The organism is Bradyrhizobium valentinum (genome assembly GCF_001440405.1).
GTDB lineage: Bacteria > Pseudomonadota > Alphaproteobacteria > Rhizobiales > Xanthobacteraceae > Bradyrhizobium > Bradyrhizobium valentinum.
In genome coordinates this window covers 15,457-28,135 of sequence record NZ_LLXX01000039.1, presented here as the reverse complement: position 1 = coordinate 28,135, position 12,679 = coordinate 15,457, and the positions used below count along the sequence as shown (strand labels likewise).

Genomic DNA, 12,679 nt, shown 5'->3' with positions numbered 1-12,679 from the left:
GGCGTCCGACAGCCCCGGCGCCAGACCCGGCACCAGGCCTGACGCCCAGCCCTGCCGCGGGCGGAGCCGGCTGCGGCGGCCTGTTGATGACGTTGTTGATGACGGCCCTGTTGTGGATGTTGGCAAAGATGATGTTGTTCGGCGGCGGCGCCACATAGCGCGGGGGCCTTACATAGACCGGTATCGGCACAAAGATCGGCTGCGGCAGGATGAACAGCCCGATCGGCGGCGGCGGCGGCTCCAATACCACGAAATCATCCGGCGGCGGCGGCAGGTAGTAGACCGGCGCCGGTGGCGGCGGCACGAAGTCGAACTCGGGATCGCTGAAGGCCAGCACCGGACGATCGACATAGATGAACTCTTCCGGCGGTGGCGGCGGCACGTCGTAGTCGATGACGTCAAATGTCGGCGGCGGCTCGAGCGGCGCGGTGAGAATGGCAAGACGGCGGCGCGCGTCGGCAGCATGAGGCCCGCGCGGGTAGCGTTGCAGATACGACCAATAGGCATTCGGGGTATCGGCACGGTAGGTACGGCGCCACGTGATCGCTTCGCGCCGCGCCGCCGCGATCGCCCTCACCCGCTTCGCCATGGGATCATCGGGATAGGCAGCGAGAAAGTCCTCATAGGCCGGCAGCGTGTCGCGCTCCAGCGCCGCGGCATAGGCGTCCTGCGCGCCGAGATCGCGGATCGGCTTGCTGCGGATGGCGGCGACCTGATCCGGCGGCGCCGGGGCGGGCGCATCCGGTGCGCGCTCGAAGAACGTAAAGGCCGCATCGACCTTCTGGCTGTCCCAGGGCACCTGCGCGCCCTTGCTGGCTTCGTTGACGCGAAGCCGCACGCGATTGAAAACCTCCGGCAGCGGCAATCCGCCGGTCCGGATCATCTCGGCCAGCGACTGGGCGTAGATGCCGTATGGTCCCTGCTCGGCCGGCGCCACGGTTCCGGGCGCGGCGTTGAATGCGATCAGCATGTGCGGGTCCGCCTCGACCAAAGCGAGACCGCTTGCGATCTGTCCGCCGACGAACGGCTGCTGCCGCGCCGCGTCCAGCACGACGATTCCGGCCTTCAGCGGAAGCGAGGCGAGTTGACGGATGTAGTCGCCGGTCCGCAGCGCCTCGATCGGAACATCGGCATCGCGGTTGATCGCGGAATCGACCGGCACGAAATAGTTCTCGCCCGCCAATTGCAGCCCGTAACCGGCCAGATACACCATCGCAACCGTGTCCGGCCCCGAGCTTTCGGCTTTCTGAATGAAGTCGCGGAAACTCTTGCGCAGCGTGTCGCCATCGAGATCGCGGGCGCCGTCACGTCGAAGCCGGCCGCCTGCAAGGTCTGCGCGATCAGGCCGGCATCGTTGGACGCCGTCGCGAGCGGCGATTTCGCATAGGCGGCATTGCCAACCACCAGCGCAATACGCTTTTCCGGCTGCTGCGCAGCGGCGGCACTCAAATAGCCCGCCAATCCGGACATCGCGACGATACACACCGAGAGGATCGACAGACTTCTTGATAACCGCATGGGATCCCACCCTGTCGCCGCCCGCACGCCGCATGGAACGCGCGTTGAGATGAACATTTCTTGAACAATTGCGCTCTCAGCAAGGCATCGTATCCGCTTCGCCCGGTTCCGGCATCGAAATTCATTGTCGCGGCCGCTTGGCAGGCGTATCCTTCGATCAGATCGTGTTCGCCCGCATCGTGAGGCGACTGCGCGAGTTCCTCCCGGTGTGCGAATTGCCCATTCAATGGAGGAGCCGCCATGACCGTTGCCCCGACCCTGCAGAAGTACCTGGATCAAAGCGTCACGTACGAACTGATCCCTCATGCCCCTACGGCGTCATCGACGCGCACAGCCGAAGCCTGCCACGTGCCGGGCGATGCGCTGGCCAAGGCGGTCGTGCTGCGCCGTGACGGCGGTTACATGATGGCCGTTCTTCCGGCCTCCCGTCACCTGCATCTATCAGCCCTGAGAAGTCAGCTCGGCCACAAGGTCGACCTGGCGAGCGAGAAGGAGATCGCGGAGCTGTTTGTCGACTGCGACATTGGAGCCATCCCGCCGGTCGGCGAGTGCTATGGGCTCGACGTGATCGTCGACGACAGCATTGATCCGCGGCGGGAAATCTACATGGAAGGCGGCGATCACGCCACGCTAATTCGGATGGACGGCGAAGAGTTCGCGCGACTGACGGCGAAGGCCTGGCGCGGCCACTTCAGCACGCACGATTGACTCCGCTCGATCCGGCCGACCGTTCGGGCACGATCGAGTGCCTCAAGCAGGACACCCGCGCCTCTTCGGGGTTGAACGGGCGCGAGCCATTCAAGGCGCCTCGATCGCAAGCGGGCCGCCGCGTCAGTGATGGGCGGCAACGCTCTTCACACACCCGGCCAGCAAATCACCAGACGTAGAATGGCTGATGTCGCCCAGGCTGATCATGCCGACCAACCGTTTGCTCTTGTTGATCACCGGCAACCTGCGGACCTGCAGCGTCTCCATGTGATGCACCGCCTTGGCAAGGTCATCGTCCTCGCGGCAGCAATGGATGCCTTCGGTCATGACGTCGCGCGCCTGGGCGCGGCCGGCATCGAAACCGTTACCAGCAAGCCCTTTGCAGACGATGTCGCGATCGGTCACCATCCCGATCAGCTTGTCGTCCTCTCCGATTGGAATGCAGCCGATGTCATGTTCGCGCATCAGCTTCGCGATTTCGGTGATGGGAGTGTCAGGATTGACCCAGTCGACGCCCTTGTGCATCGCGTCTTTGACTTTCATGGCGGACCTCCGTTACTGCGATTTCAGTGATAATCACGTAATGCAGCACAGCTCCCCCTGAATTCGATTATACGCCGGAACGGCTGGGGCGGAATCGCAAAAGCAATGACAACTTCTTGAAGTCGGCGATAAGCGTCCGTAGCGCGCAGACCGGAGCGGGTCCGCGCGCTACGCCATCGTCCAAGTAAGAGTTAGGTCAGAACAGATCAGAAGAAGCCGAGCTTCTTCGGGCTGTAGCTGACCAAGAGGTTCTTGGTCTGCTGGTAGTGGTCCAGCATCATCTTGTGGGTCTCCCGGCCGACACCCGATTGCTTATAGCCGCCGAAGGCAGCGTGCGCCGGATAGGCGTGATAGCAATTGGTCCAGACCCGGCCGGCCTGGATGGCGCGGCCGGCTACGTGTTGCGTCCGGGCTATCGCGCTACAGCGTCTGCACGTCCACCACGCCGGCCACCGCCTTGATCGCACCTGCGATCTGCGGCGAGACCTTGAAGCGCCCGGGCAGCTTCATCTCCACCTCGGTCTGCAGATCGAGCATCATGACGAGCGAGACGTCGCCATCGGCGCCGCCCGATGGCACGGGCGCGGGCTTTGCCAGCAGGCCCTTTGCCTGGCCGTTTGAAGCGGCGGCTTCCGGCATGTTGAGCCGCCGCGCGATCGAGTCCAGCGGCTTGGTGTCGCGAACGAAAATCCGCAAACCCTTTTGCGTCTTGGCCGCAGCGTCGTCCAGCGGCTCGGCATGCAGCACCCGCGCCCGCACGTCCTCGCCCTGCAGCTCGGCGCCGAGCTGCAGCAATACGGCCGCGCCCGGCTCCAGGACGTCGCGATATTGCGCAAGTCCTTCCGAAAACAGCACGGCCTCGAAATGCCCGGTCGGATCTGACAGGCCCATGATGCCCATCTTGTTGCCGGTCTTGGTGCGCCGCTCCATCCGCGACACCACCGTCGCCGCGACCCTGCCCGCGGTCGCGCCGGTTTTGACGGCACGCGAGAATTCCGCCCATGACTGCACCCGCAGCCGCTTCAACACGGTCGCGTAATCGTCGAGCGGATGGCCAGACAGGAAGAAGCCGACGGCATCGTATTCGCGGCGGAGCTTCTCGGCCGGCAACCACGGTTCGATCTGCGGCAGCATGATGGTCGGCGCGTCGGACGCATTGCCGAACATGTCGTTCTGGCCGATCGTTGCGGCCTCATGGCTGCGCTGGCAGGCGGCGAGAATCGCGTCCGCCCCGGCAAAGACGCGGGCACGGTTGGCCTCGAGCGTGTCAAAGGCGCCGGCGGCAGCCAAGCTTTCGATCACCCGCTTGTTGATGGCGCGCGGATTGACCCGTGCCGCGAAGTCGGCGAGTGAGGTGAAGGTGCCCTTGCGCCGCTCTTCGACGATCAACTCCACCGCCTGCGGACCGACACCCTTGAGCGCGGCCAGCGCGTAATAGATGGTGTTCTCACCGACCTCGAAGGTGGCGCCCGAGCGGTTGATATTCGGCGCCTCGACCCTGATGCCAAGCCGCTGCGCCTCGGCGCGAAATTCCGAGAGCTTATCGGTGTTGTTGAGTTCGAGCGTCATCGACGCCGCCAAAAACTCCACCGGGTAATGCGCTTTCATGTAGGCGGTGTGGTAGGACACCAGCGCATAGGCCGCGGCGTGGCTCTTGTTGAAGCCGTAGTCGGCGAATTTGGCGAGTAGTTCGAAGATCGTGTCGGCCTGCCCCTTCGGCACGCCGTTCTTGACCGCGCCGGCAACGAATATCGCGCGCTGCTTTTCCATTTCGGCGCGGATTTTCTTGCCCATCGCGCGGCGCAGCAGGTCGGCGTCGCCGAGCGAATAGCCGGCCATCACCTGCGCGATCTGCATCACCTGTTCCTGGTAGATGATGACGCCGAACGTCTCCTTCAGGATCGGCTCCAGGATCGGATGCAGATATTCCGGCTCCTCGTCGCCGTGCTTGCGCGCGCAATAGGTCGGGATGTTGGCCATCGGGCCCGGGCGATAGAGCGCCACCAGCGCGATGATGTCTTCGAAACGGTCCGGCCGCATATCGATCAGCGCGCGCCGCATGCCCTGGCTTTCCACCTGGAACACGCCGACCACGTCGCCGCGCGCCAGCATCTGGTAACTCGGGGCATCGTCGATCGGCAGCGTCGGCAGATCGACATGGATGTTGCGTTGCCTCAGCAGCTTCACCGCGACATCGAGCACGGTCAGCGTTTTCAGGCCGAGGAAGTCGAACTTCACGAGCCCGGCCGGCTCCACCCATTTCATGTTGAACTGGGTCACCGGCATATCGGATTTGGGATCGCGATAGAGCGGCACCAGTTCGCTCAAGGGACGGTCGCCGATCACGATGCCGGCGGCATGGGTCGAGGCGTGGCGCGTCAGGCCTTCAAGGCGCTGGGCGATGTCGAAGGCGCGCGCGACCACCGGATCCTCGTCGCGGAACGCCTGCAGCTTGGGCTCGCCCTCGATCGCCTGCGCCAGCGTCACCGGCGCGGCCGGATTTTGCGGCACCAGTTTCGTCAGTTTGTCGACCTGGCCGTACGGCATCTGCAGGACACGGCCGACGTCGCGCAGCACGCCCCTCGCCTGCAAGGTACCGAAAGTGATGATCTGCGCCACCTGATCGCGGCCGTAGCGCTGCTGCACGTAGTCGATCACTTCGCCGCGGCGGTCCTGGCAGAAGTCGATGTCGAAGTCCGGCATCGACACGCGCTCGGGATTGAGGAAGCGCTCGAACAGCAGGCCGAAGCGGATCGGATCGAGGTCGGTAATCGTCAGCGCGTAGGCGACCAGCGAGCCGGCGCCGGAGCCGCGGCCGGGACCGACCGGAATGTCGTGGGCCTTGGCCCATTTGATGAAGTCCGAGACGATCAGGAAGTAGCCCGCATAGTTCATGCGGTTGATCACGTCGATCTCGAAGGCGAGACGCTTCTGGTACTCCTCCTCCGTCGTGCCGGGCGCCAAGCCATGAACCTGGAGACGCCTTGCAAGCCCCTCCTCGGCCTGGCGCTTCAACTCCGCAGCTTCCTCGGTCGCGGCATCGGAGCCCGAGCCGGCGCCGACCGTGAAGCGCGGCAGGATCGGCTTTCGCGTCTTCGGGCGAAACGAACAGCGCTCCGCGATCTCGACGGTCGAGGCCAGCGCTTCCGGAATGTCGGCGAACAGCACCGCCATCTCGGCGCGGGTCTTGAAGCGGTGATCGGGCGTGAGCTGCTCGCGGTCGGTCTCGGCGATCAGCTTGCCGCCGGCGATGCACAGCAGAGCATCATGGGCCTCATAATCGTCGTTTGATGCAAAATATGGCTCGTTGGTCGCGACCAGCGGCAGGCCCTTGGCGTAGGCGAGATCGATCAGGCCGGATTCGGTCCGGCGCTCCTTGTCGATGCCGTGGCGCTGCAATTCGATATAGAGGCGATCGCCGAACAGGCTCGCCAGGCGGTCGCAACGGCTTGCTGCGAGTGCTGCATGATCGGCATGCAGCGCCAGCGAGATCGGGCCGTCGGGACCCCCGGTCAGCGCGATCAAATCCTCGGCATCGCCTTCCAGCCATTCGAGCTTGATATGCGGGGATTGATGAATCGGTGTTTCCAGAAACGCCCGCGAGTTCAGCCGCATCAGGCTGCGGTAACCGCGCTCGCGCGCGGCCAGCAGCACGATTCGCGACGGTGCCGCGGCCATCGCATTGCGCGCGTTCGGGTCCTGATCGCCGAAATCGACGGCGAGCTCGCAGCCGACGATCGGCTGGATGCCGTAGCCGGCCATCTTGTCGGAGAATTCCAGCGCCCCGAACATGTTGTCGGTGTCGGTCAGCGCGAGTGCCGGCTGGCGATCGGCTTTCGCCAGTTCGCCGAGCTTGGCGATCTTGATCGAGCCCTTCAGCAGCGAGTAGGCCGAATGAACGTGGAGATGAACGAATCCGGCACTGGACATGGTCGCTTAACGGGCTCTTGCATCGTGGTGGGGGACGATCGCCGGCCGCTGATGCGCGCCGACTCGCTGACCGCAATGGTGATGCGTTGGCCTTGCCGAGTCCACGCAGAACGCAGCCTCTGCGCCCGCCATCCGGCTTTTCCCCAACCCGTCCGCTGGACGGCCTGGGTCAGGTTTCCGACCCCGCATCAAAGCTGCGGAATCACCTGCGCCCAGACCGCGATCATCCCGACAAACAGCGCAATCGACGCCAACGCCGCCGCTTCTTCCACGAACATCCGCAACATCGTCCGACTCCTACGATATGAGAACATATGAGGAACATTGTTCCTTTTTTGTTCTTGGAGTCAAGGAGTGTTTCACGGCTTGTTTGGCGACAATTCCCGGTTGGTTAACTCGGAGGCCCGCCGCAACAAAAAAGCCCCGGGCGTTGCCCGGGGCTTCGATGATTCGCGAGAATCGCGAAAGATCAGTATCGCGCGATGGCCGGGCCGCCGAACTTGTAGTTCAGACGGGCGGTGACGAGATCGACGTCCTGGCTGATACGCTCGTTGGCGAAGAAGCCGCCGGCCGGGTTGGTGAAGGTGTAGGTACGGTCCTGCATGAACAAGTGATTGTACTCGACGCCGAACGACCAGTTCGGGGCGAAGCCGTATTCGATGCCGACGCCGACCACGCCACCCCAGCGGGTGTCGTCGCCGGTGACGCCAGCGAGCGCGTTGGTGGCAACCGCGAACGAGCGGTACTCGTTCGAGGTCACAGCCGCACCGCCCTTGACGTAGAACAGGACGTTGTTGGCGGCGTAACCAACCTGACCAGTGAACAGGCCGAACGCATCGACGCGCGACTCGTTGCGGAACCTGGGATCGAAGATGGCGACGTTGCTGCCTTTGAAGTCGGCCCAGTTGCCCTGCGCTTCAACGCCGAACACCCAGGTGCCGGCCTGCCAGCGATAGCCGACCTGGCCACCGATCGTGCCGCCATCCGCATCATGGCAACCGTCGTTAGCGACACCGCCGGCAACCGGCAGGAAGTCCCAGCAGCTACGGCTCGTGCCCCAACCGCCGTTGGCGCCGATGTAGAAACCGCTCCAGTCATACACAGCAGCGACCATCGGGGGCGCCTTGGTGTAAGGGCGCGCAGCGAGATCAGCAGCAACAGCCGGCGCAGCCGCGCCGAGCGCGATCAGACTGGCCGTAACAAGCAAAACCTTCTTCATTCTTTATTCCCGTTCCTTTTTTGACAGCCCCCAAGGCCGCCGCATGCTCATAGCATCGTTGGTTCGAATTGCTGTAACCTCACTGCAACAATGCCCACGAAACGGCCTCAGTGCGAACGCAAGTTAATGTTGTAGCGGAGGCGTTTTTCGAAACTTTGCGCCGGAGCTCGCCGCAAAAAATCACATTTAGTTGTGCGGCGGTAATGCAAGGTGGAACGGGTTGACGAAATTGCGCAGGTGCGGCTTGTGTCGATGAAAATGGAACGGCGAAGCCGCCATGCCGATGAAGGAGATTCGAATGCGTAGAGCGATTCTGGCCGTGCTGGCCGCGAGCGGATTGGCAGCGCTCGGCGCCGCGCCTGCCGAAGCGGTCGGCACCCGATATCCGTTCTGCCTTCAGGGAGACGAGTATCCGGGGCTGAGCCACTGCACTTTCACTAGTTACGAGCAGTGCCAGGCGACCGCATCAGGACGCTTTCTCTATTGCATCGCCAATCCCTTTTATATCGGCGAGAGTGAACCGCCGCCCGCCGCCTATCGCCCGCTGCGCGGCCGCACGCTGCCGCCCGCCCCCGGCTACGGCAGATACTGAGCGGCGGCGCCGTTCGCCGCCGAGACACTCCGCACGTGAGCCTCTGCGCGCCGGCACTTAGCTGCGCGCGAACGTGATTTGACGCCGGCGCGCGGCGAATGTCTGCTGGCCCGTGCAGATGCGGACCGATCGCAGTTCTCAAGGAGATTCTGATGCGCATTTTTGCTTTGGCTATTTTGACAATCGGAGCGGCCTCGGCAGCGTTACCCGCACAGGCACAGACTTACGATCCCCGCTATCCGGTTTGCCTGCATGTTTATAACAGGGGGATCAACTACTACGAATGTGCCTATACCTCGCTGGCCCAATGCAACATGTCGGCGTCGGGCCGCTCGGCGCAATGCGAGATCAATCCGTATTTCGCACATGCATCGCAAGAACCGTCGGCGCGCCGCTACAAGCGCTACCGCAACGACTACTGAACGCGAGCCCTTGCAACGCGCGAACGTGATTTGACGCCGGAGCGCGTCGAATGTCTGCTGGCCACCGGCACATGCGGACCGATCGCACGTCTCAAGGGAGATTTTGATGCGTATTCCGGTTTTGGCGATCCTCGCGATTGCAACGATCTCCGCTTCGGCGCCGGCTCGGGCGCAAACCTACGGTTCCGACTATCCGGTCTGCCTGCGTGTCTACGGCCCGGCCACCTACTACGAGTGCAGTTATACGTCGCTGTCGCAATGTAATCTGTCCGCCTCGGGGCGCGCGGCACAATGCGTGCCCAATCCCTACGCGTCGAACGCCTATCAGGATCGGCCGGTGCGCAAGCGCGGCGTTTACTGAACGCCGCTATTCCATTTCGACGACCCGGCCATCGACCAGCGACACGCGCCGATCCATCCGGCCGGCAAGCTCCATATTGTGGGTGGCGATCAGCATCGCGACCTGCGTCGCCTTCACGAGCTGCATCAGCGCGTTGAACACGTGATCGGCGGTATGCGGATCGAGATTTCCGGTCGGTTCGTCGGCGAGTAGCGCCCGCGGCGCATTGGCCACCGCGCGCGCAATGGCGACGCGCTGCTGCTCGCCACCGGAAAGTTCGGCCGGCCGGTGCGTGATGCGGTCGCCGAGGCCGAGATAGGCCAGGATTTCCTGTGAGCGCTTGATTGTCTCGGAGCGTTTGAGGCCACGGATCATCTGCGGCAGCATGACGTTTTCGAGCGCGGTGAATTCCGGCAACAGCCGATGCGATTGATAGACGAAGCCGATGTCTGAGCGCCGGATCTGGGTGCGGTCGATGTCGGACAATTGCGAGGTCGGCGTGCCCGCGACATAGACCTCACCGTCATCCGGACTCTCGAGCAGGCCTGCGATGTGCAGGAGCGTCGATTTGCCCGAACCCGACGGCGCCACCAGCGCCACCGATTGCCCCGCCCACAGCGCGAGCTTCGCGCCGTTGAGAATGGTCAACGTCGCCTCGCCCTGCCTGTACTCGCGTTTTATCTCGTGGAGATAGATAACCGGTACATCTTCCGCCTCATCGGCCATCGCGTCCTCACTCATACCGGAGCGCGTCGACGGGATCGAGGCGGGCGGCGCGCCAGGACGGATAGAGCGTAGCCAGGAACGACAGCGTCAGCGCCATGATCACGACCGCGGTGGTCTCGCCGAAATCGATCTCGGCCGGAAGCCGGGAGAGGAAATAGAGTTCCGGCGAGAACAATTCGGTGTTGGTCATCCAGGACAGGAACTGCCGGATCGATTCGATGTTCAGGCAGATCAGCATGCCGACGAAGAAGCCGGTCAGCGTGCCGACCACGCCGATCGCCGCGCCCGTGATCAGGAATATCCGCATGATCGAGCCCTGCGAGGCGCCCATCGTGCGCAGGATGGCGATGTCCTGCCCCTTGTCCTTGACCAGCATGATCAGGCCGGAAACGATGTTGAGCGCGGCAACCAGCACGATCATGGTCAGGATCAAAAACATCACGTTGCGCTCGACCTGAAGCGCGTTGAAGAAGGTCGAATTGCGCTGCCGCCAGTCGACCAGAAATACCGGCCGCCCGGCCGCCTCCGTCACGCTCTTGCGGAACGCGTCGATTCGATCCGGATTGGTGGTGAAGATCTCGATCGCGGTCACGTCGTCCTTGCGGTTGAAATAGGCCTGGGACTCCGGCAGCGGCATGAACACGAAGCTGGCGTCATATTCGGACATGCCGATCTCGAACACGGCCGCCACCTTGTAGGGCTTTATGCGCGGCGTGGTTCCCATCGGGGTCACTGCACCCTTGGGCGCAACCAGCGTGATGGTGTCGCCGGCGTGCAGCGACAATTGATCGGCGAGCCGGCGTCCGATGATGACGCCCTGCCCTTCGTCAAAACCTTCCATCGTGCCCTGTTTGATGTTCTTGGCGATCGAGGTGAGGTTGTTGAGGTCCGCAGAGCGCATGCCGCGCACCAGCACGCCGGCGGCATTGAAGGCCGAGGATGCCAGCGCCTGACCGTCCACGACCGGCGCGGCAAGGCGGATGCCGTCGACCTGGCTGATGCGCTCGGCGACGTCCTTCCAGTCGGTCAGCGGCGATTCCAGCGGCTGTACCAAAAGATGACCGTTCAGCCCGAGGATCTTGTCCAGGAGTTCCTTGCGGAAGCCGTTCATCACGGCCATCACGATGATCAGCGTGGCGACGCCGAGCATGATGCCGAGGAACGAAAAGCCGGCGATGACCGAAATGAAGCCTTCCTTGCGACGCGCCCGCAGGTAACGTCCGGACAACAGCCATTCGAAGGGCGCAAAAGGCGGGGTTCGGGCTGTCTCGTTCATGGTCTCATCCATTACTCGATAATCCCATGATTCGGGCCAAATGTGGCCTTATTGGCCAACATTACAGACGCGGTGGATATCTTATCCCGCGATCTTCGCCACCACTTCCGCCAGGCTGAGATTCTCGCGCGAACCGTCGCTGCGCCGCTTGATCTCGAGCTTGCCCTCGGCGAGGCCCTTCGGCCCCACCAGAATCTGCCAGGGGATGCCGATCAGGTCGGCGGCGGCGAACTTCGCTCCCGCACGCTGGTCGGTATCGTCATAGAGCACGTCGACGCCCTTGGCCTGAAGCTCGCGATAAAGCTTCTCGCAGGCGCTGTCGACGGCCGAGTCGCCCTGCTTCAAATTCAAGATCACGGCGGTGAACGGCGCCACGGCTTCCGGCCATTTGATGCCGGCATCGTCGTGACAGGCCTCGATGATGGCGCCGACCAGGCGCGAGACCCCGACGCCGTAGGAACCGCCATGGATCGGCACGTCGACGCCATCGGGACCTGCGACCAGCGCCTTCATCGCATCGGAATATTTGGTGCCGAAATAGAAGATCTGGCCGACCTCGATGCCGCGCGTGTTGACGCGCTTGTCGGCAGGTACTTCACGTTCGTAGCGATCGGCATCGTGGACGTCCTCGGTCGCGGCATAGACCGACGTCCATTGCTTGATGATGTCAGTGAGATCGCCATCATAATCGACATCGTCGGGCGGGATCGGCAGGTTGAGCACGTCGCTGTTGCAGAACACGCCGGACTCGCCGGTTTCCGCCAGCACGATGAATTCGTGGCTGAGATCGCCGCCGATCGGGCCGGTCTCGGCGCGCATCGGGATCGCCTTCAATCCCATCCGCGCAAAGGTACGCAGATAGGCGACGAACATCCGGTTATAGGAACGGCGCGCGGCCGCCTCGTCGATGTCGAAGGAGTAAGCGTCCTTCATCAGGAATTCGCGGCCGCGCATCACACCGAAACGCGGGCGCTGCTCGTCGCGGAACTTCCACTGGATGTGATAGAGGTTCAGCGGCAGGTTCCTGTAGGATTTCACATAGGCGCGGAAGATCTCCGTGATCATTTCCTCGTTGGTCGGCCCGTACAGCAATTCGCGCTTGTGACGGTCTGCGATGCGCAGCATCTCCGGACCGTAGGCGTCGTAACGGCCGCTCTCGCGCCAGAGGTCGGCGAGCTGCAGCGTCGGCATCAACAGTTCCAGCGCACCGGCGCGGTCCTGTTCCTCACGAACGATCTGCTCGATTTTCTTCAAGACTCGAAAGCCCAGCGGCAGCCAGGCGTAAATGCCGGCCGCTTCTTGCCGCATCATGCCTGCGCGCAGCATCAGGCGATGCGAGACGATCTCCGCCTCTTTCGGATTCTCTTTCAGTATGGGCAGAAAAAACCGCGACAATCGCATGGGT

10 protein-coding genes and 2 pseudogenes are annotated in these 12,679 nt (G+C 63.2%); 4 read left to right on the top strand and 8 right to left on the bottom strand.

Translation table 11 applies throughout. From position 1 onward, the window contains the following. Positions 1–1,518, bottom strand: a pseudogene (locus CP49_RS07520) (caspase family protein); the annotation flags it as partial. Between the two features lie 240 nt (positions 1,519–1,758). On the opposite strand from CP49_RS07520, the gene CP49_RS07515 reads away from it, so the two are divergent. Beyond that, positions 1,759–2,226 (top strand): aminoacyl-tRNA deacylase, encoded by a 468-nt coding sequence (locus tag CP49_RS07515; protein WP_057849660.1) that lies wholly within the window; start codon positions 1,759–1,761, stop codon positions 2,224–2,226. Between the two features lie 123 nt (positions 2,227–2,349). Here CP49_RS07515 and CP49_RS07510 read toward each other — a convergent pair whose 3' ends face one another. The 4 genes and pseudogenes from CP49_RS07510 to CP49_RS07495 all read right to left on the bottom strand — a co-directional run bounded on the left by CP49_RS07510 (position 2,350) and on the right by CP49_RS07495 (position 7,918). After that, a complete protein-coding gene (locus CP49_RS07510; RefSeq protein ID WP_057849659.1) occupies positions 2,350–2,769 on the bottom strand; it encodes a CBS domain-containing protein in 420 nt (139 codons plus the stop codon). A 206-nt stretch (positions 2,770–2,975) separates the two neighbouring features. Further along, positions 2,976–3,161, bottom strand: a pseudogene (locus CP49_RS07505) (aldehyde dehydrogenase family protein); the annotation flags it as partial. A 28-nt stretch (positions 3,162–3,189) separates the two neighbouring features. After that, positions 3,190–6,699, bottom strand: coding sequence for a DNA polymerase III subunit alpha (gene dnaE, locus CP49_RS07500; RefSeq protein ID WP_057849657.1), 3,510 nt, complete (start codon positions 6,697–6,699; stop codon positions 3,190–3,192). A 469-nt stretch (positions 6,700–7,168) separates the two neighbouring features. Next, positions 7,169–7,918 carry an outer membrane protein gene (locus CP49_RS07495; protein ID WP_057849656.1) on the bottom strand — a complete coding sequence of 250 codons (750 nt, stop codon included), beginning with the start codon at positions 7,916–7,918 and terminating at the stop codon, positions 7,169–7,171. Between the two features lie 298 nt (positions 7,919–8,216). On the opposite strand from CP49_RS07495, the gene CP49_RS07490 reads away from it, so the two are divergent. The 3 genes from CP49_RS07490 (at position 8,217) to CP49_RS07480 (ending at position 9,293) form a co-directional block, all read left to right on the top strand. Continuing rightward, positions 8,217–8,510, top strand: a complete 294-nt coding sequence (locus CP49_RS07490; protein ID WP_063791644.1) for a DUF3551 domain-containing protein — start codon at positions 8,217–8,219, stop codon at positions 8,508–8,510. Between the two features lie 152 nt (positions 8,511–8,662). Next, a complete protein-coding gene (locus CP49_RS07485) occupies positions 8,663–8,932 on the top strand; it encodes a DUF3551 domain-containing protein (protein WP_057849655.1) in 270 nt (89 codons plus the stop codon). A gap of 106 nt (positions 8,933–9,038) precedes the next feature. Then, positions 9,039–9,293: a DUF3551 domain-containing protein gene (locus tag CP49_RS07480; RefSeq protein ID WP_057849654.1), complete on the top strand. Its 255-nt coding sequence runs from the start codon at positions 9,039–9,041 to the stop codon at positions 9,291–9,293. A 6-nt stretch (positions 9,294–9,299) separates the two neighbouring features. Here CP49_RS07480 and CP49_RS07475 read toward each other — a convergent pair whose 3' ends face one another. From CP49_RS07475 to proS, 3 genes are all read right to left on the bottom strand, one after another. Beyond that, positions 9,300–9,998, bottom strand: coding sequence for an ABC transporter ATP-binding protein (locus CP49_RS07475; protein ID WP_057849661.1), 699 nt, complete (start codon positions 9,996–9,998; stop codon positions 9,300–9,302). 7 nt (positions 9,999–10,005) lie between these two features. Then, positions 10,006–11,286, bottom strand: coding sequence for a lipoprotein-releasing ABC transporter permease subunit (locus tag CP49_RS07470; protein ID WP_057849653.1), 1,281 nt, complete (start codon positions 11,284–11,286; stop codon positions 10,006–10,008). Positions 11,287–11,355: 69 nt separating this feature from the next. Next, on the bottom strand, positions 11,356–12,675 hold the full coding sequence (gene proS / locus CP49_RS07465) for a proline--tRNA ligase (protein WP_057849652.1): 1,320 nt from the start codon (positions 12,673–12,675) through the stop codon (positions 11,356–11,358). Between the last annotated feature and the right edge of the window lie 4 nt (positions 12,676–12,679).